The organism is Gordonia sp. SGD-V-85 (assembly GCF_001456905.1).
Lineage (GTDB): Bacteria > Actinomycetota > Actinomycetes > Mycobacteriales > Mycobacteriaceae > Gordonia > Gordonia hongkongensis.
The window spans coordinates 101,979-126,588 of sequence record NZ_LNQO01000001.1; the positions used below are offsets into that span (position 1 = coordinate 101,979).

A 24,610-nucleotide genomic window follows, 5' to 3' on the forward strand; every position below is an offset into this window, starting at 1 on the left:
GTCTGGGTAGACCCGGACGTTGTCACCTCCGTTGCACCGTGAACTCCGCGGAGTCCGCGTGCCGCAGAGCTTCCCACGCGGCCGAGCTGACGCCGAGCGCGTCGAGTAGATAGGCCGCGACGGCGTCGGCCACCAGCGCGACCCGGGCCGGGTTCTCATCGGTGGTCTCCCGGACCGCCTCACCGGCGATACCGCCGAGAGTGTGTTCGCCGTCCGGAATCCACATCAGGTCCGTCGCGCCGGGCGAGAGGTGGAAGGCATCGGTCAGCCACTCCGGGCCACGTGTCGACAGTGCCGAGTCGTCCTTGCCGCCGGCGACGACGAGCGCCGGGGTGGACATCGTCGAGAAGTCCGGCCGCATGAACGGCAGGTGTTCGCGCGCGTACTCGCTCAGGCTGTCGCCGGTCCCGGCCGTCGCCATCAGTGCGCCCGCTCGCACGGCGGGGTGTGCGAGATCCGGGCCGACGACCCCGTCCGGCCCGATCACACGCGCGCCGAGGAGGGTGCCGACGGTCTGACCGCCCCATGAGTGGCCGGCCGCGGCGAGCAGGTCGATGTCGACGCGCGGGCGCAGGTCCCCGCCGGCCGCGATCAGGATCTCGTCGAGATGGTCAATCACCGCGTGCGCGTCCTGCACCCGCGTGCGCCAGATGGACGAGAATCGCGGGTCGTCGAATCCGATCCCGTGGCGCCGGGAATCGAGATGCGTCGGCTGTATGACGGCGAAACCTGATGCGGCCCAACGATCGACGAGTGGTGCGTAACCGTCCATCGACCAGGCGTTGCCGTGGGAGAACACGAGGACCGGGAGCCGATCCCCGGTGGCCGGTGCGGTGACCCTCGCCGTCAACGGGAACGGACGGTCCGAGGTGGGGACGACGATGGGCTTGACGGAGACGATCTGACGAGCGAGCACTTTCGTGGACATGGGAGTTCCCTTCGGGACGGGGCCGGTGCGCGATAACCTGGACGGAACGATGTTCCGCCAAACTAGCGGAACAGTGTTCCGCGAGCAAGAGGTGGAGGGTGTCCGCAGGAAAAACAGCACGTCAGATGCAGGCCGAACGGAGCCGTACGGCACTTCTCGAGGCGGCGGCCGCGGCCTTCGTCGATGCGGGCGTGCAGGCCCCGGTGCGGGACATCGCCACGCGTGCCGGTGTCGGCGTCGGCACGGTGTACCGGCATTTCCCGAGCCGGGCGGAACTGGTCACCGCGGTGTACCGGCACCAGGTCGACGAATGTGCGGCACTGGCGGAACAGCTTCTGGCCGAACAGGTCCCGCCGCGTGCCGCGCTGTGCCGGTGGACGTCGGCGTTCACCGACTTCCTCGTCACCAAACACGGCTTGAGTGACGCGCTCAGCTCGGACGACCCGAGCCTCGTCGATCTGCACGCGCTCATCTTCGACACCCTCGTGCCGGCGTTCGCCTCGCTACTCGAACCGGCGCAGGCCACGGGAGAGGTCAGCCGGGACATCTGCGCGCTGACCTTCCTACGGGCGATCGGCAACCTGTGCATCATCGGACCCGGGTACACCGACGCCGACGCCAGGGCGATGGTCGGTCTGCTGCTGATCGGCTCCGGTGCATCTTCGGCAGGAGAGGAGGGTGCGGGGCGATGAGATCCGTCATACGTCGCAGTCAGCCTTCGAGAACGGAACGCGATTTCGAGGAGACCCCATGACGCAGCGTCGGCTGTTCTTCATCCACGGCGCGGGCGGATACGCCGACGACGGCCCGCTCGCCGAGGCGCTGGCCGCGGCACTCGACGCGACGCTGGACATGCCTCGGTTCTCCGACGATGACATGTCGATCGAGGCGTGGGCCCGGCCGATCCGCGAGCGTCTCGTGGGGCTGGACGCCGACGATCACGTCGTCGCGCACTCGTTCGGGGCGACGGTGCTGATGCATGTCTTCGCCGACGCCGATGTCGTCTCGAGAAGTGCTGTGCTGCTTGCGATGCCGAACTGGGGACCGGACGGCTGGGATGTTCCGCAGTACGTGTTCCCCGGCACCGGCACTCTGCTCCCTTCGGTCCACCACTGCGTCGACGACGACGTGGTGCCCGTCGAGCACCTGGACCTGAACGCGGCGTTCCTTCCGTCGGCGCCGCTGCATCGTCATCCGGTGGGCGGTCACCAGTTCGACGGGCTCGCCGACGTCCTCGCCGCCGAGCTCATCGCCGCCGAGAACCGATGAGCGAGAACAGCGCGGCCGACACCGACGCCCGTGGAGTGCCGGCCGCGTCGGCGGCGGGGCGGTGGCTGATCGTCGCCGCGGTCCTCGGTTCGGGTGTCGCCTTCATCGACGGCACCGTCGTCAACGTCGCACTGCCGGCCATCGCGCGCGACCTCGATACCGGTCTACGCGGTCAGCAGTGGGTACTCGACGGGTATCTGCTCACGCTGAGCGCGTTGTTGTTGATCGGTGGTGTCGCCGGCGACCGGTATGGGCGTCGGCTCGTCTTCGCCGGAGGTCTCGCCGTGTTCGCGGTGGCCACGGTCGCGTGCGGGCTGGCGCCGACCGTCGAACTCCTCGTCGCCGCACGGATCGTGCAGGGGATCGCCGCCGCCGCGGTCGTGCCGGGCAGCCTGGCGTTGATCAACGCCGAGATCCGTCCGTCGGACCGCGGTGCGGCGGTCGGTCTGTGGGCCGGGATGTCCGGCGCGACCACGGCTCTGGGCCCGTTCCTCGGTGGCTGGCTCGTCGACGCGGCGTCGTGGCGGTGGACATTCCTGCTCAGTGTGCCGCTCGCGCTGGGCGCTTTGTGGATCGCGATTCGGCACGTACCTGAATCGCGAGGCACGCCGTCGAACGCCCGGCTGGACGTGGCGGGTGCGCTGGCGATGACCGTCGGGCTCGCGGGCGTGATCTACGCACTCATCGAGGGGCCGTCGACTGGGTGGAGCGGCGAGACGGTCACCGCCGGGATCGTCGGTGTGGTGTCGCTCGCGGGTTTCGTGGTGATCGAGTCGCGGGTGCCGGCGCCGCTGCTACCGCTGGGGCTGTTCCGGCCGTCGCAGTTCACCGGCGCCAATCTGACGACGCTGCTGGTCTATGCGGCGCTGGGCGGTGCGCTGTTCCTGCTGGCCCTGCAGTTGCAGCAGAGCCTCGGTTACTCGGCGTTCGAGGCCGGCGCGGCGATGTTCCCGACCACGTTCATCATGCTGTTCGGGTCGCCCTTGGTCGGCAAGCTGGCGCAGCGCACCGGGCCACGGCTGCCGATGACGGTCGGCCCGCTCATCGCCGCCGGTGGTTTCGCGCTGATGTCCCGGGTCGAGCCGGGCTCGGGCTACGTCGACTCCGTGCTGCCCGGGGTGCTGCTGTTCGGCCTCGGCATGACGGTGACGGTCGCGCCGCTCACCTCAGCGGCGCTCGCCGCCGTCGACGACGCGCTCGCCGGCACCGCGTCGGGCGTGAACAACGCGGTGGCGCGGCTCGCGGGGTTGCTCGCGGTGGCGGTGCTGCCCGCCGTGGCGGGGATCGATGCGGGCCCCGGCGATCCGCTCGGCGACGGCTTCCGGGCGGCCATGTACATCTGCGCGGCATGCTGCGCGGTCGGCGGGCTGGTGGCGGCGTGCACGATCCGCTCGAGCACCGACGTGCGACCGCAGGTCCGGGCGGGTGTGGACACCGCCTGCCAGGATGCGGCTACCCGGGCAGGTTAGGCCCGGCGTTCGCCCGTGCCGGCCGCGATGGCCCAGAGCACCAGGACGGGCTGGAAGAACAGTCGCGTCAGGCGCTTCTCGTCGGTGTCGAGGCCGAAGGCGTCGATGTGCTCGACATACTGGTTGATGTTGCCGGGGAAGATGACCACGAAGAACGCGGCCACGATCCACGACACCACCTTGCGGTGGCGGGGCAGCGCGATCAACGCGGCGCCCAGGGCGATCTCGACGCCGCCGGAGGCCAGCACCACGAAGTCCTTGCTGAACGGCACCCAGTCGGGGACCTGTGCCTGGAACTCCTCGCGCTGGGCGGTGAGGTGGCCGACGCCGGCAATCACCAGCACCGCTCCCAGGGCGATCCGGGCGATGGCCCGGCCCAGCGGCTGACGAGTGGTGGTCGGCGTGACGATCGACATGTGGGCTCCTCGGGTGGGTGTCGGTTCGGTTCTACCGCACTTCGTGGCGGGCGGGGTTTCGGACGGTCAGCGCCGGAGGGTTCGGGTCGGGATGAGTCTTGATGTCGATTTGTGGCACAGAAGTACTTACTTGTGATTGAGTGTTGTGATTGCGACCACAACGGTGTGGTCGCTCGTTGTATGCAGAGGACCGCCCATGACCCCCGATGTCGCACCCGCACACCGACTCTCCGTGTCCTGGCTGCATGCGGTGCCGAGTGCGCTGCGCGGGGCGGCCGGTGTCGTCGTGACCACCGCGGCGTTCTTCGTCGCCGTCGCGGTTCTGGTGATCGCCCAAATCGTCGTCCTCGCCACCCGCGCCGCGGTCGACCTCACCTGAGGTTCGCGACCGGTCAGGAATCGAGAAGCGTCCGGCCGGGTCGGCGTCTTAGCGTCGAAGCATGACAAACATCAACGCACTCACACTCGACGTCACTGACATCGCGACAGCACAAGCGTTCTACGACAAGGCCTTCGGACTCGGCGATCGACTGCGGTTCCGCGCGGGAGACTCGCCGACCTCGGGTTTCCGCGGTTTTGTGGTCTCTCTCGTGGTCGCCGATCCGACGGTTGCCGACTCCTTCCTGCTGCCGGCGATCGAGGCCGGCGCCACGGTGCTCAAACCCGCCAAGAAGTCCTTCTGGGGGTACGGCGGCGTCGTCCAGGCGCCCGACGGCGCGATCTGGAAGGTCGCCAGTTCGTCGAAGAAGCCGACCGGCGCGCCGGAGCGAGAGGTCGACGATCTGGTCCTGCTGCTCGGCGTCGACGACGTCGCGGCGACCAAGGGGTTCTATGTGAGCCGCGGATTCGCCGTGGCCAAGAGCTTCGGCCGGAAGTACGTCGAGTTCGAGAGCGCGCCCGACTCGATCAAGCTCGCGCTCTACGGGCGCAAGGCCGCGGCCAAGGATGCGGGTGTCCACCCGGACGGTTCGGGTTCCCATCGGCTCGTGATCGGCGGCGACGCCGGCGAGCTGACCGATCCGGACGGCTTCACCTGGGCGGCCGCACCCCGTTCGCTCCTGGCATAAATCGCCCGGGAACAAGATTCCTGCCACCTGGGTTGAGTCGGTCAGACTTAACTCTGGAGGTTTCATGTCGCAGACATATTCACTGCCGGTTCTCTTCGTTCCCGACGTCGTCGTCCTGCCCGGCATGGTCGTGCCCATCCCGCTCGACGATGCCGCACAGGCCACGGTCGACGCCGCCCGGGCGAGCGAGACCGGGAAACTGCTGGTCGCCCCACGTCTGGACGACCGGTATCCCACCTACGGTGTCATCGCGTCGATCGTGCAGGTCGGCCGCATCCCGGGCGGCGGCATGGCAGCCGTCGTCAAGGGTGAGCAGCGCGCGCAGATCGGAACCGGGACACCCGGTCACGGTGCGGCGCTGTGGGTCGAGGTGACCGAGGTCGACGAGGTTGACGCCACCGACGAAGACCGTGAACTCGCCGGTGAGTACAAGAAGCTCGTGCTGGCGATGCTCCAGCGCCGCGAGGCATGGCAGCTCATCGACGCCGTCAACAAGATGTCCGATCCGGCGGATCTCGCCGACACCTCGGGCTATGCGTCGTGGCTGTCCGACGAACAGAAGCGTGAGCTGCTCGAGACGCCGGTGACCGCGGCGCGGTTGCGGCTGCTCATCGAGTGGACCGGCGATCATCTGGCCGAGTCCGAGGTGACCGAGAAGATCGCCGAGGACGTCCGCGCGGGCATGGACAAGCAGCAGAAGGAATTCCTGCTTCGCCAGCAGCTCGCCGCTATCCGCAAGGAGCTCGGCGAGGACGAACCCGAGGGCGCCGACGACTACCGCGGCCGCGTCGAGGAAGCCGACCTGCCCGAGAAGGTGCGCGAGGCCGCGCTCCGCGAGGTGGGCAAGCTCGAGCGCGCCAGCGACCAGTCGCCGGAGACCGGATGGATCCGCACCTGGCTCGACACCGTCCTCGACCTGCCGTGGAACACCCGGACCGAGGACTCGACCGACGTCAAGGGCGCGCGCGAGATCCTCGACGCCGACCACCACGGCCTCGACGACGTGAAGGACCGCATCGTCGAGTACCTCGCGGTGCGTGCCCGTCGCGCCGAACGCGGCCTGCAGGTCGTCGGCGGACGCGGGTCGGGCGCCGTGATGGTGCTCGCCGGTCCTCCCGGGGTCGGCAAGACATCGCTCGGTGAGAGCGTCGCCCGGGCGTTGGGCCGCAAGTTCGTGCGCGTCGCCCTCGGTGGTGTGCGCGACGAGTCGGAGATCCGCGGCCACCGGCGTACCTACGTCGGTGCGCTGCCCGGCCGGATCGTGCGGGCCATCGGTGAGGCGGGATCGATGAATCCCGTTGTGCTGCTGGACGAGATCGACAAGGTGGGCTCGGACTACCGGGGCGACCCGGCCGCCGCGCTGCTCGAGGTCCTCGACCCCGCGCAGAACCACACCTTCCGCGATCACTACCTCGATCTCGATCTCGACCTGTCCGATGTGCTGTTCCTCGCGACCGCCAACGTCATCGAGAACATCCCGTCGGCCCTGCTCGACCGTATGGAGCTCGTGACCCTCGACGGGTACACCGAGGATGACAAGGTCGCCATCGCCCGCGACTACCTGCTGCCCCGGCAGGCCGAGCGGGCGGCGCTGACACCCGACGAGGTGACCGTCACCGATGCGGCGCTGCGGGAGATCGCGGCCAACTACACCCGCGAACCCGGTGTGCGGCAGTTCGAACGGCTGCTGGCGAAGGCGCTGCGCAAGGCCGCGACCAACCTCGCGGTCGAATCGGGCGAAGGGGGAACCGCGACGGCGCCCGTCACCATCGACGAGCCCGATCTGCGCGACTACCTGGGGCGTCCGCGCTTCACGCCGGAATCGGCGGAGCGGACGGCGGTCCCCGGTGTCGCAACCGGTCTCGCGGTCACGGGCATGGGCGGCGACGTCCTGTTCATCGAGGTGAACGCCACCGAGGGTGAGCCGGGTCTGAAGTTGACCGGCCAGCTCGGCGACGTGATGAAGGAGTCGGCGCAGATCGCACTGTCGTACGTGCGGGCGCACGCCGAGCAGCTCGGCGTCGACCCGAAAGCGCTCGACAAGACCATCCACGTGCATGTTCCGGCCGGGGCCGTGCCGAAGGACGGTCCGAGCGCCGGCGTCACCATGGTCACCGCGCTGGTGTCGATGGCGACGGGACGTCAGGTGCGCAGCGATGTCGGGATGACCGGCGAGGTCACGCTCAACGGGCGGGTCCTGCCGATCGGTGGGGTCAAGCAGAAACTGCTTGCCGCACAACGCAACGGGCTGAAGACCATCTTCATCCCGCAGCGCAACGAGCCCGACCTCGACGACGTGCCGGCCGAGGTGCTCGACGCCCTCGACGTGCGGCCGATGACCGATGTCGCCGAGATCGTCGCGCAGGCGCTGGAAGTCGCCGTCGACGCGCAGGTGACCGCGGCCTGATCCCGCGCGCTGTAGCCCAGGCCCAGCCCAACACCCCGGTGGTACGTGGACGATCACGTTCCGCCGGGGTGTTGGCGTCTGTCAGAAGGGTGGCGGGTCGTCGGGCGTGTCGGGTTGATGGCTAGCTGCCTCGGCTCGGGCAAGTCGATCCGCTTCGCGTTGTGCCTTGTTGCGGGCACGTTCTTCTCGCCGCTTCGCGTGTTTGGCGGCGGTGCGTTCGGTGATCGTGCGCGGTTGTCGGCCTTGTTGTTGTCTGCCTTGCCGTTCGGGCACGATGATCCGCGGTGTCGGTGGGGCTTTCGCGGCTTGTTCGAATCGGATTCGCCGCAGGTTGGGGAAGAGGTCTTCGAGGGTTTCGGCCTCGCCGGGGATCACAAAGCCCTCGGGCGTGACGTATTCGGTGACCAGGCGGCCCTCGTCGTCGCGGTACTGCACATCGGTCCAGTCGCTGTGCGTCTTGTGGAGATGACCGGGACGGCATTTGGCGTTGAGGTTCTCACTCGAGGTCGCACCCCCGCGGGCGGGTCGGGCGTGGTCGTACTCGGCGACGTGATCGACATCGGCGGTGAATGCCGAACGCGTGCAACCCGGCTCGGTGCAGTAACCGTCGCGCACCCGCACGAACTCCGCGCACGCACTTGTCGGACGATACGGGTCACCAGGCAGGGCAGCCGGGTAGACCACCACGACCTCCGACGACGGCGGCTCCGTCGACGGTGTGGCCGAAGTCGGGGGTGCCGACGCGTCACCCGCGCCGCCGGTGTCATCTGTAGCCTGCTGTGGTGCGGCGATGTTCGCCGTCCGCGGGTGCTCGTCGTCGTATCCGCCCTCGTCGGTGACGGCTGGGCCGCCGGCGACGACCTGCGACGGTGGTGTGCGGATGGGGGTGACCGGTCTGATCGTCGCGTCGGGCCGGGCGGCAAGGTCACGCACATGCTCGTCGGAGATCACTCCGTGCCCGTCGACCCAGCCGGGTCCGGACCCGCCGGCCAGGGTGTCGGCATCGGTCACCACGTGAATCACGATCTCGGTACCCGCGGTGGCGCCGGCAGAATCGGGCGGTGTTGCGGTGCAGTCGGACTGACCGCACGCACACGTGAACGCTGTTCGGGTGAGCAACGCGCACATGGCGTCGGACTTCCGTTCCCCGAGGGTGCGGCCATCCCGGTCGCAGACGGATGCGGCGAGCTCCCGTACCGAGGCGTTGGAAGCTCGGATGTTTTCGGCGGCCATGACCGCGGTGATCTCACCGGTGCCGTCACCGTGGTTCTCGGTCCACACCCCGCGTTTGTCGAGCGCTTCGCGGCGCCGTTCGCGGACGGCGTCGGCGTCGTGGCCGAAGACCAGGCGGTCGATCATGTCGCGCAAACCTGACGTCGACCACGACCCGGACCGGGAGCGCAGCAGGTCGGCGATCGATTCGTCGAGCACCTCGATGATCCGGCGGCTGGCGGGGTCGCCGGGGTCGAGAAGGTGATCATCGGACACCAAGTGCGTGCGGCCGATGATCTCGCGGATCTGGTGCGGCCCGATGATGCCGTCGCGCAACGTCTCCAACACCCGCGGCAACCGGTCACGAAGACACAGCGCCTCGTCGACCAGCATCCCCGCCCGGTAGCGGGTGATCCCGGCCTCGCGCGAGACCCGGGCGACGATGTCACCGAAACCGTCCGAGACGTAACTGTTGCCGACCGTGGTCAACAGCCGATCACACAACACCAGGATCGTCTGATAGCGGCACCACGCCAGATACGACTCGCCCGCGCGGATCGACCCCAGACGCTGCATATGGGTGGCGGTGTCGGCATCGGCCGGACAAGCAGGATCGACCCCGGCGAGGAACTCGCCCGGCAGATCCGTCCATGCCCCCACAGTGACTCCCCCCGAAGTCGTTGCCACCCGGCCTGGTTGACCGGATCAACTGATACATCCAAGATAGACCCGACCACCGACAAGAATGCTCGGCCGAGCCGCTACGTGAGCCCGACGGTGCGAGCGATCCTCTCCGACAACAGATACAGCGCATAGGCGAAGTAGGCCACGATCGCGGCGGGCAGGACCCACAAGGCGGCCACGGCCGCAACGAGACTCGCCGCCCACTGGCGCCCCCACAGCGGCGCGGCGACGAAGATCATCAGCAGGGAGAGCAGGAGAGAGACCGCCGGCGATGATGTCGGCCACGACCAATCGAACAGCAGCGCCCCGCTCGAACCGACCGCCGCGCAGATGCCGACGAGGCTCAGCACCAGCCACCCGACCACACTGAGACGTCGCCATCCGCCGGCGACCCATCGCGTGCGAAGTGCCACGGCCGACCACATGATCCACCGCTTGAGCCAGGGGACGCCGGACGCCCGCATCATCTCGCGGAAGAACCGGTCGGACAGGGTGTCACTCCCGAGCGCGCCGGAGTTGACGGTGCCCGTGATGAGCTCGTCGTGGATGAGCGCCGCGAGTGAGTGTCTGCCGTAAGGGTTCTCGAACCAGCGCAGGAACCGGGGGATCGAGGCGAGGTCGGTGGGGTTGTCGTCGCCGGGCACAAACGCGCGGGCCGCGTCGACGGCGCCCCGCGCATCGGCTTCCGTCTGTCCTCGCTCGACCAGTTGTGTTACCAGGTACTCCTCGACCGCGGGATCGGAGAACCGGAAGGCGTTGCGCACGAGAAACTGTCGCTCGTCGATCTGCGCGATCTCGACCTCGCCACGCCCGGTCGGGTCGTCGACCTCGAAGCCCGACGTCGGCGCGACCCGCCACGGCACCCATCGCGGATCGTTCGGTGTGGTCTCGTTCATCGCCGCCTCCGCGTCGAGGGGATGTATCGACCGTAGCCCCCACGCGACCGGGACCGATGGGTAACGGAGGCGCAGCGTGTTGGGGTGGTGGCGTACTGACCACCGTGGAAGTTGCGGGCCCGGGGCCCCGGCGATGGCGAGGTCGAAGAAGCCACGCATCCGTATGACGTTGTGCCCGGAAACCGGGCGCAACGTCATTTGCGTTTGAGGCCCCGGCCCAAATTGAGCGAACTCCGCTCAATTTTTTCGACGATCCGGGAACAATCCGTCGGTCACCCCCGTTGCACACTTCGAGAAACCTGAGCGACGAAGACTCAAGTCGGTTTGACTCGGATCTACTTTTTCAGTAGGACATGAGTCGGACGCACTGAAGTCCGGTCCCGCAGAGTTTCGCCACGACATCCCCGCGGTCGCGAGACCTCGGGACAAGGACTCGGGTGCACACCCGCAAACTAGGAGGAAGCCAAACATGTCTCGTGCTGTTGGAATCGACCTCGGTACCACCAACTCGGTGGTGGCCGTGCTCGAAGGCGGCGAAGCCGCTGTCATCGCCAACGCCGAAGGCGCGCGGACCACACCGTCGGTGGTCGCGTTCGCGCGTAACGGCGAGGTGCTGGTCGGTCAGCCCGCCAAGAACCAGGCGGTCACCAACGTCGACCGCACCATCCGCTCCGTCAAGCGCCACATGGGCGAGGGCGACTGGACCGTCGAGATCGACGACAAGAAGTACACCCCGCAGGAGATCAGCGCGCGCACGCTCATGAAGCTCAAGCGCGACGCCGAGTCGTACCTGGGTGAGGACGTGACCGACGCGGTCATCACCGTCCCGGCGTACTTCAACGACGCGCAGCGTCAGGCCACCAAGGAAGCCGGCCAGATCGCCGGCCTCAACGTGCTCCGCATCGTCAACGAGCCGACCGCGGCCGCCCTGGCCTACGGGCTCGACAAGGGTGAGAAGGAACAGACCATCCTGGTCTTCGACCTCGGTGGCGGTACCTTCGACGTCTCGCTGCTCGAGATCGGCGACGGCGTGGTCGAGGTCCGTGCGACCTCCGGTGACAACCACCTCGGTGGTGACGACTGGGATCAGCGCGTCGTCGACTGGCTCGTCGAGAAGTTCAAGAGCCAGAACGGCATCGATCTGACCAAGGACAAGATGGCCCTGCAGCGTCTCCGTGAGGCCGCCGAGAAGGCGAAGATCGAACTCTCGAGCTCGCAGAGCACCTCGATCAACCTGCCCTACATCACCGTCGACGCCGACAAGAACCCGCTGTTCCTCGACGAGCAGCTCTCGCGCAGCGAGTTCCAGAAGATCACCTCTGATCTGCTGGAGCGCACCCGCGCACCGTTCCAGGCCGTCATCAAGGATGCGGGCATCTCCGTCGGCGACATCGACCACGTCGTGCTCGTCGGTGGTTCGACCCGTATGCCGGCCGTCACCGACCTGGTGAAGGAACTGACCGGTGGCCGCGAGCCCAACAAGGGCGTCAACCCGGACGAGGTCGTCGCCGTCGGCGCCGCACTGCAGGCCGGTGTGCTCCGCGGTGAGGTCAAGGACGTGCTGCTGCTCGACGTCACCCCGCTCTCCCTCGGTATCGAGACCAAGGGCGGCGTGATGCACAAGCTGATCGAGCGCAACACCACGATCCCGACCAAGCGGTCGGAGACCTACACGACCGCTGAGGACAACCAGCCGTCGGTGCAGATCCAGGTCTATCAGGGTGAGCGCGAGATCGCCTCGCACAACAAGCTGCTCGGCAGCTTCGAGCTCGGCGGCATCGCTCCGGCCCCGCAGGGTGTCCCGCAGATCGAGGTGACCTTCGACATCGACGCCAACGGCATCGTGCACGTCACCGCGAAGGACAAGGGCACCGGCAAGGAGAACTCGATCCGCATCCAGGACGGTTCGGGCCTGAGCAAGGACGAGATCGACCGCATGATCAAGGACGCGGAGGCGCACGCCGACGAGGACCGCAAGCGCCGCGAGGAGGCCGAGACCCGCAACCAGGCGGAGTCGCTGGTCCACCAGACCGAGAAGTTCCTCAAGGAGAACGAGGACAAGGTCCCGGCGGAGCTGAAGGAGAAGGTCGAGGCGGCCGTCGCCGGGGCGCAGGAAGCGCTCAAGGGCAACGACACCGCGGCGATCAAGTCCGCGATCGAGAAGCTGTCGGAGGAGTCGCAGGCCCTCGGCCAGGCGATCTACGCCAACGCCGCTGCCGAGTCCCCCAACGGTGAGTCCGCCGCGGCCGACAGCGATCCCGACGTCGTCGACGCCGAGGTCGTCGACGATGCCGACTCGAAGGAGAACAAGTGACCGCAGGAGCCCATTCGTCGAATGGGTCCGGCGAGGAGCCGGTGACGGTGACCGACCGTCGTCGTATCGACCCGGAGACGGGTGAGGTGCGCGACGAGCCGGCCGCCGGACCCGGCCCGGCCGATGCCGGACCGGTCGTCGACGAGCAGACCGACATGTCACAGGCCACCGAGGAGCAGCCGGACGCCGCAGCCGACGAACCGGATGCCCGCGTCGCCGAGCTGACGGCCGACCTGCAGCGAGAACGCGCCCAGTTCGCCAACTTCCGGCGGCGTGCCGCCGAGGAGAAGCAGGGTTCGGTCGCCTACGGCAAGCAGATCCTGATCGACAAGCTGCTGCCGATCATCGACGATCTCGACCGTGCCCGTGAACACGGCGACCTCGACAGCGGTCCGCTGCGTTCGGTCGCCGACAAGCTGACCGGTGTGCTGGCCGCCGAAGGTCTCGTGGCCTTCGGTGCGGCGGGTGACGAGTTCGATCCCGAACTCCACGAAGCCGTGCAGCACGACGGCACCGGGGCACATCCGGTGATCGGATCGGTGTACCGATGCGGCTACCGCCTGGGCGAGAAGGTGATCCGCACCGCGATGGTGACGGTCACCGATCCCGCTCCCGCGGGCGACGCGCCCGGTGCACAATAGAACGACCGTCGCTCGATCCTGAGTGGGCGAACTCACCACTGATCCCTGAGGTGCGAGGAGCGCAAGCGACGAGCCACGAAGGGCGACGAACCCTTCGTGGCTCGCTTCGCTCGCACCTCAGGGAGCAGGTGGTCGGCTCGCACCTCAGGGAGCAGGTGGTCGGCTCGCACCTCAGGAGCAGGTGGTCGGCTCGCACCCCAGGGAGAGGGTGGCCCCAACTGAAACATCAATCCAGACAACAGAACTCAAGGAGGTGACGTCTGGTGGCACCACAACGTGAGTGGTTAGAACACGACTTCTACAAGGACCTGGGCGTTGCTTCTGACGCTTCGGCTGAAGAGATCAAGAAGGCCTACCGCAAGCTCGCGCGCGAGCTGCATCCTGATGCGAATCCGGGTGACAGCGCGGCCGAAGAGCGCTTCAAGCGGGTGTCCGAAGCCCACAGCGTCCTCGGCGATGCCGAGAAGCGCAAGGAATACGACGAGACACGCGCCATGTTCGCCGGCGGACGATTCCGCGGCGGCGGCAACGGCTTCCCGGGTGGCTTCCCCGGCGGCGGAACCACCTACACCACCGGCGGCGGTGGCGACTTCGACCTCGGCGATCTGTTCGGCGGGGCGCAGACCGGGGGCGGCGGTGGCGGTTTTGGCGACATCTTCGACGGCCTGTTCAACCGCGGCGGCGGAACGCAACGTACTTCGACGGCGAGCCGGCCGCGTCGTGGCAAGGACCTCGAGACCGAGACGACGCTCTCGTTCTCCGACGCCGCGCTCGGCACGACCGTCCCCCTGCGGGTGACCAGTCCGTCGCCCTGCACCACCTGCCACGGCTCAGGCGCCAAGCCCGGGACCAGTCCGCGGGTGTGCGCGAACTGCAACGGTTCCGGGTTCGTGAGCCGCAACCAGGGCGCGTTCGGATTCAGCGAGCCCTGCCAGGACTGCCAGGGCACCGGGTCGCGGATCGACGACCCGTGCACCGATTGCGACGGCAGCGGCGTGAAGGTCCGGGCGCGCACCATCAACGTCCGGATCCCCGCCGGCGTCGAGGACGGTCAACGCATCCGGCTCGCCGGGCAGGGCGAGGCCGGTCGTCGTGGCGCCCCGTCGGGTGACCTCTACGTCGTCGTGCACGTGACCCCGCACAAGCAGTTCACCCGCAGCGGCAACGACCTTCGAGTGCAGCTGCCGGTGCGGATTTCCGAACTCGTTCTCGGAGCGACGGTCTCGGTTCCGACCCTGGAGGGTTCGGTCGGGGTGAAGATCCCGCCGAACACCACCGACGGCCGCACGCTGCGCGTGCGCGGTCGTGGGGTGCCCAAGCGCTCCGGCGGGGCGGGCGACCTGCTCGTCACCGTCAAGGTCGCGGTTCCGAACAAGCTCGACGAGGCCGCGGTCGAGGCGATGCGCGCCTACGACCAGGCCGAGCGGGCAAGCGGTTTCGACCCGCGGGCGGACTGGGGGCGATGAGTGATGGCCGGTGCGAGCAACTTCGACGGTGATGGCGCGACCTTCCTGATCTCGGTGGCCGCCGAACTCGCCGGCATGCACGCCCAGACCCTGCGGACCTATGACCGCCTGGGTCTGGTCACCCCGCAACGGACGAGTGGCGGTGGTCGCCGCTACTCGTCCCGCGACGTCGAACTCCTGCGCGAGATCCAGCGTCTCTCGCAGGAGGAAGGCGTCAACCTCGCGGGCATCAAACGCATCATCGACCTGAGCAATCAGGTCGAGGCGCTCCAGCACCGCGTGCGCGAGCTGACCGACGAGGTGCAAGCGTCGCGGACCCGCCGCGGCGGCGAACTCGTCCCGGTGCCGCGCACCAACGCCCTGGTCGTCTGGCAGCCGCGACGCAAACGCACCACCGACTGACGTGGTTTCGACGCGAGCCCACGGACGTGCGTAACGTTGAGCGTATGGCTTCTGAACCCGTCACCACCGTCGACTCCGGCCCGCACAAGGTCTCGCGCCGGGTCGTCGTGAACGCCCCGGCCGCCGATGTGTTCGCGCTCGTGTCGAATCCGCATCGGCATCCGGAGCTCGACGGTTCCGGCACGGTCCGCGACACCCCTGTGGACGGGCCCGAGACGCTGACCCGTGGGGCGCGTTTCAGCGTCGGGATGAAGCAGTACGGCGTGCCGTACAAGATCACCTCGACCGTCACCGACTTCGAACCCGGTCGGGTCGTCGAATGGCAGCACCCGATGGGGCACCGCTGGCGGTGGGAACTCGAGTCGACGTCACCGACCACGACCGCGGTCACCGAGACCTTCGACTACTCGACGCTCCGGGTACCGAAGATCATGGAACTCATCGGCTACGACAAGAAGAACGGCAAGGGGATCGAGGGCACCCTGCGGGCCCTCGCGGCCCGGTTCGCCTGAGCCGAGCCGTCACCCTTGATGGACTCCTCTTCCCCCGAGTCGTTCCCCGAGCCCGGCACCTCGGATGAACCCGTCGTCGTCCTCGGCATCGTCGCCGCGCCGGGCCAGGCGATCGACCTCGCCCGCAAGCTCATCGAAGCCGACCTCACCGACCACATCCAGACGACCTTCCCCGGCGCGCGCTGGCAGCTGGATCTCCTAGAGGCCGGCGTCGTACAGCCGCCGGCCGGCGACGCCGAGATCGTCGACGCCACGAGAGATCTTCTGCTCGAACACGAGTGGGATCTGGTGCTCTGCCTGACCGACCTGCCGCTGCACGTCGGCAAACGTCCGGTCGTCGCGCATGCCAACGCAGTGCACGGCGTCGCGGTCCTCTCGGTGCCGGCACTCGGCGCCACCGGAGTGCGGCAGCGGGCCCGCGGCATCATCACCGGACTCGTCGGTCAACTCCTCGGTGCCGACGCCGACGATCTCCGCGGTCACCAGAAGTCGCCGGCGCGGTCGGCGCTGCGCCATCGCGTCCGCCAACTCGGGACCGACGTCGACGAGGCGGGCACCGCGTTCACCGCGCGTGTCCTGACCGGGAACCTGCGTCTGCTCACCGGCATGGTGCGCGCCAACCGCCCGTGGCGGCTCGCGCTTGGGCTCACCCGCGCCCTCACCGGGGCGATCGCGGCCGGGGTCTTCGCGCTCGTCACCGCCGACATCTGGCTTCTCGCAGACACTTTCGGTGGGATTCGCCTGACCGCGGTGGCGCTCGGCTCGATCATCGCGATCACCGCGACGCTGATCATCGGTGCCGACCTGTGGGAACGCGGCGGCTCCCGACAGACGCGAGAACAGGTGGCGCTGTTCAACATCGTCACCATGATCACAGTCGTTCTCGGTGTGGGCGCGTTCTACGCGGCGCTGTTCGTCTTGTCCGCGATCGGCGCGCTCTGCCTCGTGGTACCGCAGGTCATCGGTGCGACGCTCGACCACCCTGTCGGCTTCACCGACTATCTGGAGGTTGCCTGGCTGACGTGCTCCCTCGCGACCGTCGGCGGCGCCCTGGGCGCCGGCCTGGAAACCGACGAAGCGGTGCGCGACGCCGCGTACACCCAGCACGCTGCCGAGTCGATCTGAGCCGGACGCCGGACACAGCCGGATGCCCCGGTCCTCGCGTCAGCCGCTAGGCTTGCGGGTCAGAACGCCACAGCAAGGTCGGCGACGGGAGGTGAACCATGTCCGAGGTACCGGCAAACGGTCCGATGCCAGGGTTCGTGGTCCTGGGTATCTCCGTCGTCGACGACCAGATCAGCTCGGTGGTCCGCGACGCCGACGGCCACGTCCTGGCGAGCAATCTCGTCGACCTCCCGGACGCGTCGGCGGCCGGTGCCGAGGCCGCGATCCTCGAACTCGTCGATTCCGTCCCTGTGGAGGTCGACCGCATCGGCATCTCGGCGTCCCGCGCAGACGTCCGCGACCACCTGGCACGGGCCTTCGCGCCGGGCGCCGGCACCGGGCCGTCGTGGACGGAGAAGGTCGTCGTCACCGGCTATGCCGCCGCACTCGCCGAGATCGCATGCACGCATGCGACGCGCGGTGGGGTGGTGGCCGTCGTCGACCTGGATCGCGATGCCGCGCCGGCCGCCGGCACGACCCTCGCCACCGTCGACACGTCTTCCGGCGCCGTCCTCGGCACGACCGACTTCGCGCCGGGCGAGATCGCCTCGGTCACCGACCCCGACGCGGCGACCCGGCTCGCGACGGCGGTCACCCGCCTGCCGCGCGGGCGTGACATCACGTCGGTCATCGTGGTCGGCCCCGGCGCGCAACTCCCCGGCATCGCGCCGGCCTTCGAGTACGCGGCGCAACGCCCCGTCACCGTCGCGGACAACCCGGCGCTGGCCTCGGCCCTCGGTGCGGCCGACGCCGCGGTGGTAGCCGCGGCAGCGCCCCCCGTCGCCCCGCGGACGTCGACGGGACGTCGCTGGTGGTTCGTCGGCGCCGCCATCGGCGCGGCCGTGTTCCTGGCCGCCGTCGGGATGACGCTGATCGTCACCGCCGAGTCGACGGTCGCCGAACCCGCGCCCGTCACCGTGACCGAGACACCGGCAGCGGTCACCTCGACCCAGGAGGCGACGGTCACCGAGACCGAGACTGAGACCTCCGTCCGCACGACGACGGTCACCAGCACCCCGCGTCCGGTCACTCGAACGGAGACGGTGACCGAGTCGGCTCCCGAGACGTACACCGTGACCGAGACCGAAACGGTCACGGCTCCGGCCGGCAGCGAGCCGAGCCTCGAAGTCCCCTGAGCTGCAACCGGTTCGGGGAAGTCAACTCTTGTGCCGGCTCAGAACACCGGGTCGTGCTGGATGCGGCTGGCCCGGACGCCCGCGATGATCAGCGTGCGTCGGGTGTTCTCGATCATCTGCGGTGATCCCGCGATGAGCACCTGACGGTCCTGCCAGTCACCGGACCGGGCCACGACGTCGGCGAGGGTGCCGATCTCGTGGTCGATGCCGAGCTCGGCGGGTGTCGCCACCGCGTTGATCCACCACGGATCGCTCTCCTCCTGGGACACGGCGGTGACCCGCAGCCAGGGATTGGTCGACGCGATGCGGCGCAGGACGGTCAGGTCGTAGAGCTCGCCCGGGTAGCGCATGCCGTAGAAGATGTGCGTCTCCGGCGAATCCGCGCGCATGGACATCTCGATCAACAACGCCCGCAGCGGTGCGAGCCCGGTCCCGCCCGCCACCATGAGGACCTTGCTGTCGCGGTCGACGTGAAGCGTCCCGTGCCCCTGGGCGAGGGTCCACACATCGCCGATGCTGGTCTCGCTCACGATCGCGGTGCTGACCGTTCCACGGGGGATCGCACGCACGTGGAACTCCAGTTCACCGGCCGGGTTGGGCGGGATGGCGGGGGACAGATTGCGCCACTGCTTGGGCCATTGCGGGGTGTGCACCTCGAGGTACTGGCCCGTGTTGAACGTGAGCGGCGAGTGGGCGAGGAGTCGGACGACCGCGAGGTCCCGGGTGATCCGGTACTTCTCGACGACCTCGGCGGTCCAGCGCGCAGGATGGGTCGCGCTCTCGGCCGCGCCCCGCATGACCCCGGTGACCAGCATCATCGCCTGCGAGACGGTCTGTTCGGTCTCGGCGTCCCAGTAACCGGCCATGAGGCTGCCGAACTCGCCCATCAGGGCGGCGTACATCACGTGGTAATGCTCGGGCTCGACCCCGAACTTGCGATGGTCGCGTCCGAGCTGCGCGAGGAACTCCACGAGTTCGGCGTGACCCGACTCGGCCGGGATCGCTTCCAGCACATGGTCGATGACCCGATGGAAGGCCACTCGCTGGGCCGCCATCGACACCCCGAACAGGTCACGCAGGTCGGGATCGATCGCAAACATCCGGGTGTAGACGTTGGTGACGAACCGGTCGGGCTGTCGATTGACAGCCGTCCGCAGCTGATGCAGCGCGTGGCGCGTATGTGTCGCCATCTCGAAAAGATCACACCTCCGTCGCGGCTCGTCTCCCCACCCGGTTCAAGAGACCCACACTAGTCCTTCAACACGTCACAATTCAGGATCCGGCATCCCATGTCGGACAGTGATGAGGTGTGGCAAGGTACGGGGATGACGTCCCTCGAAGGGGTCCTCACGGGCATCGTTGATGCCCATGTGCAGCACTGGAACCCGCGGCGTACCCCGTGGGCGGCCACGCGGGCGTCGCGGCTGTACGGGTTCGTCCCCACCTTGGGCGACCGGGTGTTTCCGCTCGTCGTCTCGCGCGCCGACCGCGAGTACATCCTGACCCCGCGCACCGTGGCCCGGGCCTACGAGCCGCGTCAGTACGCCACCGATGCGGCGCTGGTGCCGACCGTGGTGGGGGTACCGATCGACACGGTGGTGCACGTCGAGTCGCATTGGCGCCGCGAGGTGGCCGACGCCGCGGAGCCCCCGGTGGACAGCACCGCCGTCGAGGAGACCCGATATCTCGAGAGCCTGCCGTTCGGCCAGGCCGGTACCCCCCGCCTCGGCGCCGTCATCTCGCACGGCGATCCGCGGACCCGCACGTTCGCGACCATGCTCGACGAACAGTTCGCGGCCTCCCCGCGGTTCCGCGGCATCCGCATCGTCGCGTCCCGACATCCTGATCCGCGAGTCCGCGACGGCGGGGACACCGACAACCTGCTGTCCTCGACGGCGTTCCTCGAGGGGTTCGCTGAACTCGCGAGCCGCGATCTGGTCTTCGAGGCGTCGGTGTACTCCCATCAGCTCTACGACGTCATCCTGCTGGCCCGGGAGTACCCCGACACGACGATCGTCCTCGACCACTTCGGCATCCCGGCAGGGGTCTTCGGTCCCGTCGGTGTCCGCACCGGCGCGACAGCCGCTGCGCGCGCGGACATCTGGCGATTGTGGCGAGAACGGATGACGACCCTCGCGAACCACCGCAACGTCGTCGTCAAGCTGTCGGGTCTGGCGATGCCGATACTGGGTTACGGTCACGAACGGTGGGGCAACATCGGCGGTCAGGCCACGCTCGCCGAGATGATCGGTCCCTTCGTCGAGCACATCGTCACCCATTTCGGGTCGGACCGCATCATGTTCGGGTCCAACTATCCGATCGACCGGCCCAACGCCGCGGTCGACGTGCTGGTCGGCGCGCTCGTCGACTGTGTGTCCCAGTGGGGTTCGGAGGCTCTGCGGAAGATCTTCCGCGACACCGCTGTTCGTGTCTATACGATCGATGACGCGGCGGGTTGACCGCTCACCGGCCGCGGGGCCACCAGGTCGAGCGTTGCGGCGACTCCGGCACGGGCACGTCCCGCATGAGCCGGGTCAGGATCTCGACGAGGGCGGTGCACGAGGGATACCGGTCCTCCGGTGACTTCGCCAGCGCCTTGGCGAAGATCGAGTTCATCGCCGACGGCAGCCAGGGGCGGCGTCGGGTGAGTTTCGGCGGGTCGTCGTTGAGGTGGGCATAGGTGATCGCGAAAGCGGTGTTCCGCGGATACGGCGGTGTGCCCGTGATGAGTTCGACGAGCGTGCACGCGAATGCGTAGAAATCGGTTGCGGGGGTGAGCTTCTGGGCCTGCAGTAGTTCGGGCGAGGCGTAGCCGATGGAACCCTGCACACGACCGTTGCGCGCGAGTGGACGGGTGTCGTCGAGGAACTGGGCGATCCCGAAGTCCGAGAGGTAGGCGTCGAGGGGTGTACCCACAGATCGCGGGGTGCGGGAGAGGAGGATGTTCGCGGGTTTGACGTCGCGATGCAGGATGTCCTGCGAATGCGCATGATCCAGCGCATCGGCGATCTGCATCGCCACCCGCAGGATGGTGTCCATGTCCGGCTCGTCGCCGCGCTCGGGGACGAGTGCGGTCGCCGCGGGGCCGCCGATGTACTGCATGGTCAGCCACATCGACGGCAGGTGCCGCGGCCCGAGCGACCCGCGCGGCGAGGCGATCTCGCCGTGCTCGATCATGCGCACGATGTGCGGATGGTCGAGCAGCGACGCGATCCCGAATTCCCGTTCGAAGCGCTCCCGGACCCGCGCGTGGTCGGACGCGTTCGGGTGCAAAACCTTCAGGGCCAGCGGTCCATCGCACGACGGGGCCCCGTCGTCGCCGGTGCGATGGACCCGGAACACATCGGCGCTCGCCCCGCCACCGAGGAAGTCGTCGATGGTGAAGCCGGCCACGCTCTCGCCAACCTCGAACACCCTGCCAGGGTAGTGGCGTTCGCGGGCCGACGGCGGTAACCGCGGGGTCAGCGAGCCGGTGTCAGCCGGAAGATCGGGAACCGGCGGCCCTGCGCGGTCTCGGTGTACTTCAGGAACTGCTCGGATGCCGAGATGAACTTCTGCCACGCGGGTTCCCAGTCGTCACCCTCGACTTCGGTCACCGCGGTGTCGAGCCGTTCGACGCCGTTCTCCGCCGGCGCCTCCACGGCGACCGATTGGGGATGTGCCCGCAGGTTGTGCACCCACGCCGGGGCCTTCGGCGAACCGGCGTACGAGCCGATCACCAGCCAGCTGTCGGCGTCGGGCAGGGCGAACAGGGGACTGATCCGCGGCTCGCCGGACTTGGCGCCCAGCGTGTGCAGGAGCACCAGGTTCTTGCCGAAGCCGGCGGTGTCCACATGCCCGTTGTTGGAGCGGAACTCGTTGATGACGGTCGCGTTGAAATCGTTCACGTCGCTCATTGTCGCGGTGCCCGGCGTTTCCGGCCATGTATCAATCTGAAACCGTGGTCGTTCGGTCTGCGAATACTCTGAACAGATGAGTGCCGACCCGAGTTCGCTGGCCGCTTCCCTTCCCGACGGCATGGTGGTCACCGACGCCGACATCCTCGCCGGCTACCGGCAGGACCGTGCCGCCGATCCGACGGCCGGCACCCCGCTCGCGCTGGTTCGGCCGACCACCACCGCCGAAGTGCAGGACACCGTTCGCTGGTGTGCCGCCAACGGTGTCCCGGTCATCACGCGGGGTGCGGGTACCAGTCTGTCGGGCGGGTCGACGGCGGTCGACGGCGCGATCATGCTGTCCACCGAGAAGATGCGGGACATCGACGTCGACCCGGCGACGCGCACCGCCGTCGTCCAACCCGGACTGTTCAACTCGGAGGTGAAGGCCGCGGCCGCCGCGTCGGGGCTGTGGTATCCGCCGGACCCGTCGTCGTTCGAGATCTGCTCGATCGGCGGGAATGTCGCCACCAACGCGGGCGGACTGTGCTGCGTCAAGTACGGCGTCACCACGGACTACGTCCTGGGCCTGGAGGTGGTGCTGGCCGACGGCCGGGCGGTACGCGTCGGCGGCAAGCAGCTCAAAGACTCCGCGGGCCTGCCGCTGACCAAGCTGTTCGTGGGCAGCGAGGGGCTGCTCGGGATCATCACCGAGGTCACCCTGCGGCTGTTGCCACCGCAAGGCCCCGCGAGCACCGTCGTCGGTGTGTTCGGTTCGGTGCACGACGCCAGCCGAGCGGTGCTGGCGGTGACCGGGGAAATGCGTCCCGCGATGCTCGAGTTCATGGACTCGGTGGCCATCAACGCCGTCGAGGACCTGTTGCGGATGGGCCTCGACCGAGAGGCCGGGGCGCTGCTCGTCGCCCAGTCCGACGCCCCGGGTGCGGCCGGCGCGGCCGAGGTCGAGTTCATCCGGAAGGCGTTCGAGTCCAATGGCGCCGGCGAGGTCTTCGCGACCGACGACCCCGTCGAGGGCGAGGCGTTCACCGCGGCCCGCCGCGCGGCGATCCCGGCGGTGGAGAAGCTGGGATCGTTGCTGCTCGAGGACGTCGGCGTACCGCTGCCCTCGTTGCCCGACCTCATCGACGGTGTCGCCGAGATCGCGGCCGGCAACCGGGTGATGATCTCGGTGATCGCCCACGCCGGCGACGGCAACACGCACCCGCTGATCGTCTTCGACCCCGCCGATGTGGACGAGGCGAAGCGCGCGCAGGTCGCCTTCGGTCAGATCATGGACCTCGCGATCGAGTTGGGCGGCACCATCACCGGCGAGCACGGGGTGGGGCGACTGAAGAAGGGCTGGCTGCCCGACCAGGTGGGGCCCGACGTCATGGAACTGACGGCTCGGATCAAGCAGGCTCTCGACCCCGACGGTCTGCTGAACCCGGGCGTGCTGTTGTAGCCGGGCGTCCTCCGGTGGACCGGGAGGCCGCGGTGCGCCCCGCCACCACATAGGTGTCGCGGCCTGCGGCCTTGGCGTCGAAGAGCGCGTGGTCGGCGACGTCGAACTCGTGCCGGATGAAGGCGTCGGCGTCGTCGGCGGACATGTGGCCGCCTGGTGTGGCACCCACGGCGATCCCCAGGCTCATCGTCGCGGTCGCACCACCGGGGATCGTGATGCGCCGCGCGCGGATGCGTTCGGCGAGCGCGCGCACCGAGGTCTCGTCGGCAAGCGTCGCGATCGCGAACTCGTCACCGCCGAGTCGCGCGACGATGGCCTGCTCGTCGGTGGCCCCCTGCAGAATCGCCGCGACCCGCTCCAGGACGTCGTCACCCGTCGCGTGACCGTGTTCGTCGTTGATGGCCTTGAACCGGTCGACATCCGCGGTGACCAAGGCGAACGGTTGAGCGGGGCTCCGACGGAGCATTGTCGTCGTCGCGTAGATGAAGCCGCGACGATTCAGCAATCCGGTGAGCGAATCGGTATTTGCCATGATGAGCTGATGTTTCAGCGATCGCTGGAAATCGGATGTGTAACTGCGATGAAGGGCCGTTGTGCCATTGGTGACGACCAACAATGCGAGGGTGGTGAACAGGACGTTCAACACCGGAGTGCCATCTGCCCACGACATGAGGCCCATCGCGCAGACCGCGATGCTCGAGTAGATCATGTGGGCGTACGCGACCGGGGACCGGACGAAATGCGCCACATATGACCCGATGACAGCGAAGATCACGGCGCAGAACTGGGCCAGGATGATGTCGGAGATGGCGAGGATCGCAACGGTCAGCACAGCGTCGGCCCATAGGACGAACAGGGTGTTGAACCCCCTTATCGACGACTGCTTGGTCCACCAGATCACGCCGAGGTGGACCCGGCTGACCACGAAAGCCATCGGGATCGTGGTGGCGGCGACGATGCCGAGGGCGATCGAGCGCGGGACGGATCCCTGTGTGCCACTCGGCGTGAAGAGCGCGATCGTACCGAGCGCTCCGCAGACCGCGACCAATACGGCGATGGTGACGCGGACATGCCATTCGCGCATCCGGACCTGTTTGAGGACGTGATCTGCGTTGTCGTAGAAAAGGTGGGGGTGTCCGGATATCTCATCGGTGGCCGGCCCGTGGCGAAGAGCCCGGAAACGTGCGGCGGGCCGTTCCTCGTGGTCTCCGCGTTGTCGGTGCTCGATGGCCACGTCCTCTTTCACTCGTGATGCGCGTGACGCGCATGCATGTCGCGACGAAGAATCGT

The 24,610-nt window shown here is 68.3% G+C and carries 22 protein-coding genes and 1 pseudogene; 15 read left to right on the forward strand and 8 right to left on the reverse strand.

Features of this window, described 5'->3' with window-relative positions; translation table 11 throughout:
* Nucleotides 1-22: 22 nt before the first annotated feature.
* Complete coding sequence (locus AS181_RS00440; RefSeq protein ID WP_058249654.1) at nt 23-928, reverse strand: alpha/beta hydrolase family protein; 906 nt, start codon at nt 926-928, stop codon at nt 23-25.
* 98 nt (nt 929-1,026) lie between these two features.
* Between AS181_RS00440 and AS181_RS00445 the strand changes: the two genes are divergently transcribed.
* The 3 genes from AS181_RS00445 to AS181_RS00455 are packed head-to-tail and all read left to right on the forward strand — an operon-like array spanning nt 1,027 to nt 3,666.
* Nucleotides 1,027-1,620: a TetR/AcrR family transcriptional regulator gene (locus AS181_RS00445; RefSeq protein ID WP_231742193.1), complete on the forward strand. Its 594-nt coding sequence runs from the start codon at nt 1,027-1,029 to the stop codon at nt 1,618-1,620.
* 58 nt (nt 1,621-1,678) lie between these two features.
* The gene (locus AS181_RS00450; protein WP_058249656.1) at nt 1,679-2,197 is read left to right on the forward strand and encodes a hypothetical protein; all 519 of its coding nucleotides are present in this window, start codon (nt 1,679-1,681) and stop codon (nt 2,195-2,197) included.
* Nucleotides 2,194-3,666 (forward strand): DHA2 family efflux MFS transporter permease subunit, encoded by a 1,473-nt coding sequence (locus AS181_RS00455; protein WP_058249657.1) that lies wholly within the window; start codon nt 2,194-2,196, stop codon nt 3,664-3,666. The genes AS181_RS00450 and AS181_RS00455 overlap by 4 nt, the downstream gene beginning before the upstream one ends.
* On the opposite strand, the gene AS181_RS00460 is transcribed toward AS181_RS00455, so the two are convergent.
* Nucleotides 3,663-4,082: a DoxX family protein gene (locus tag AS181_RS00460; protein WP_058249658.1), complete on the reverse strand. Its 420-nt coding sequence runs from the start codon at nt 4,080-4,082 to the stop codon at nt 3,663-3,665. The two genes, AS181_RS00455 and AS181_RS00460, sit on opposite strands and share 4 nt — an antisense overlap.
* A 196-nt stretch (nt 4,083-4,278) precedes the next feature.
* On the opposite strand from AS181_RS00460, the gene AS181_RS00465 reads away from it, so the two are divergent.
* The 3 genes from AS181_RS00465 (at nt 4,279) to lon (ending at nt 7,556) form a co-directional block, all read left to right on the forward strand.
* Entirely contained in the window at nt 4,279-4,461 is a 183-nt protein-coding gene (locus AS181_RS00465) for a hypothetical protein (RefSeq protein ID WP_058249659.1), read from the forward strand.
* A gap of 61 nt (nt 4,462-4,522) precedes the next feature.
* Nucleotides 4,523-5,149: a hypothetical protein gene (locus AS181_RS00470; protein ID WP_058249660.1), complete on the forward strand. Its 627-nt coding sequence runs from the start codon at nt 4,523-4,525 to the stop codon at nt 5,147-5,149.
* A 64-nt stretch (nt 5,150-5,213) separates the two neighbouring features.
* Nucleotides 5,214-7,556: an endopeptidase La gene (gene lon, locus AS181_RS00475; protein WP_058249661.1), complete on the forward strand. Its 2,343-nt coding sequence runs from the start codon at nt 5,214-5,216 to the stop codon at nt 7,554-7,556.
* Nucleotides 7,557-7,637: 81 nt separating this feature from the next.
* On the opposite strand, the gene AS181_RS00480 is transcribed toward lon, so the two are convergent.
* Together AS181_RS00480 and AS181_RS00485 are read right to left on the reverse strand one after the other, a co-directional pair.
* Nucleotides 7,638-9,428, reverse strand: coding sequence for an HNH endonuclease signature motif containing protein (locus tag AS181_RS00480; protein ID WP_058249662.1), 1,791 nt, complete (start codon nt 9,426-9,428; stop codon nt 7,638-7,640).
* A gap of 101 nt (nt 9,429-9,529) precedes the next feature.
* On the reverse strand, nt 9,530-10,348 hold the full coding sequence (locus AS181_RS00485) for a DUF1353 domain-containing protein (RefSeq protein WP_058249663.1): 819 nt from the start codon (nt 10,346-10,348) through the stop codon (nt 9,530-9,532).
* Nucleotides 10,349-10,817: 469 nt separating this feature from the next.
* On the opposite strand from AS181_RS00485, the gene dnaK reads away from it, so the two are divergent.
* From dnaK to AS181_RS00520, 7 genes are all read left to right on the forward strand, one after another.
* Nucleotides 10,818-12,662 carry a molecular chaperone DnaK gene (gene dnaK, locus AS181_RS00490; RefSeq protein WP_058249664.1) on the forward strand — a complete coding sequence of 615 codons (1,845 nt, stop codon included), beginning with the start codon at nt 10,818-10,820 and terminating at the stop codon, nt 12,660-12,662.
* Nucleotides 12,659-13,303, forward strand: coding sequence for a nucleotide exchange factor GrpE (gene grpE / locus AS181_RS00495; RefSeq protein WP_058249665.1), 645 nt, complete (start codon nt 12,659-12,661; stop codon nt 13,301-13,303). The genes dnaK and grpE overlap by 4 nt, the downstream gene beginning before the upstream one ends.
* Nucleotides 13,304-13,566: 263 nt before the next feature.
* Complete coding sequence (gene dnaJ / locus AS181_RS00500; protein WP_058249666.1) at nt 13,567-14,769, forward strand: molecular chaperone DnaJ; 1,203 nt, start codon at nt 13,567-13,569, stop codon at nt 14,767-14,769.
* Between the two features lie 3 nt (nt 14,770-14,772).
* Entirely contained in the window at nt 14,773-15,171 is a 399-nt protein-coding gene (locus AS181_RS00505) for a heat shock protein transcriptional repressor HspR (RefSeq protein WP_058249934.1), read from the forward strand.
* A gap of 44 nt (nt 15,172-15,215) precedes the next feature.
* Nucleotides 15,216-15,683: an SRPBCC family protein gene (locus tag AS181_RS00510; protein ID WP_058249667.1), complete on the forward strand. Its 468-nt coding sequence runs from the start codon at nt 15,216-15,218 to the stop codon at nt 15,681-15,683.
* A gap of 18 nt (nt 15,684-15,701) precedes the next feature.
* Nucleotides 15,702-16,808, forward strand: coding sequence for a hypothetical protein (locus tag AS181_RS00515; protein ID WP_058249668.1), 1,107 nt, complete (start codon nt 15,702-15,704; stop codon nt 16,806-16,808).
* 98 nt (nt 16,809-16,906) lie between these two features.
* Entirely contained in the window at nt 16,907-17,983 is a 1,077-nt protein-coding gene (locus tag AS181_RS00520; RefSeq protein ID WP_058249669.1) for a hypothetical protein, read from the forward strand.
* Nucleotides 17,984-18,021: 38 nt separating this feature from the next.
* Here the strand turns inward: AS181_RS00520 and AS181_RS00525 are convergent.
* Nucleotides 18,022-19,185 (reverse strand): annotated as a pseudogene (locus tag AS181_RS00525) (FAD-binding oxidoreductase); the annotation flags it as partial.
* A gap of 123 nt (nt 19,186-19,308) precedes the next feature.
* Here AS181_RS00525 and AS181_RS00530 point away from each other — a divergent pair.
* Nucleotides 19,309-20,442 carry an amidohydrolase family protein gene (locus AS181_RS00530; protein ID WP_058249671.1) on the forward strand — a complete coding sequence of 378 codons (1,134 nt, stop codon included), beginning with the start codon at nt 19,309-19,311 and terminating at the stop codon, nt 20,440-20,442.
* 4 nt (nt 20,443-20,446) lie between these two features.
* Here AS181_RS00530 and AS181_RS00535 read toward each other — a convergent pair whose 3' ends face one another.
* Both AS181_RS00535 and AS181_RS00540 read right to left on the reverse strand, forming a co-directional pair.
* The gene (locus AS181_RS00535; RefSeq protein WP_058249672.1) at nt 20,447-21,397 is read right to left on the reverse strand and encodes a serine/threonine-protein kinase; all 951 of its coding nucleotides are present in this window, start codon (nt 21,395-21,397) and stop codon (nt 20,447-20,449) included.
* A gap of 47 nt (nt 21,398-21,444) precedes the next feature.
* Nucleotides 21,445-21,870, reverse strand: coding sequence for a nitroreductase/quinone reductase family protein (locus tag AS181_RS00540; RefSeq protein ID WP_058249935.1), 426 nt, complete (start codon nt 21,868-21,870; stop codon nt 21,445-21,447).
* 85 nt (nt 21,871-21,955) lie between these two features.
* Between AS181_RS00540 and AS181_RS00545 the strand changes: the two genes are divergently transcribed.
* Nucleotides 21,956-23,320 (forward strand): FAD-binding oxidoreductase, encoded by a 1,365-nt coding sequence (locus tag AS181_RS00545; protein ID WP_058249673.1) that lies wholly within the window; start codon nt 21,956-21,958, stop codon nt 23,318-23,320.
* Here AS181_RS00545 and AS181_RS00550 read toward each other — a convergent pair.
* Nucleotides 23,268-24,554 (reverse strand): GGDEF domain-containing protein, encoded by a 1,287-nt coding sequence (locus AS181_RS00550; RefSeq protein WP_231742194.1) that lies wholly within the window; start codon nt 24,552-24,554, stop codon nt 23,268-23,270. The genes AS181_RS00545 and AS181_RS00550 overlap by 53 nt on opposite strands.
* Between the last annotated feature and the right edge of the window lie 56 nt (nt 24,555-24,610).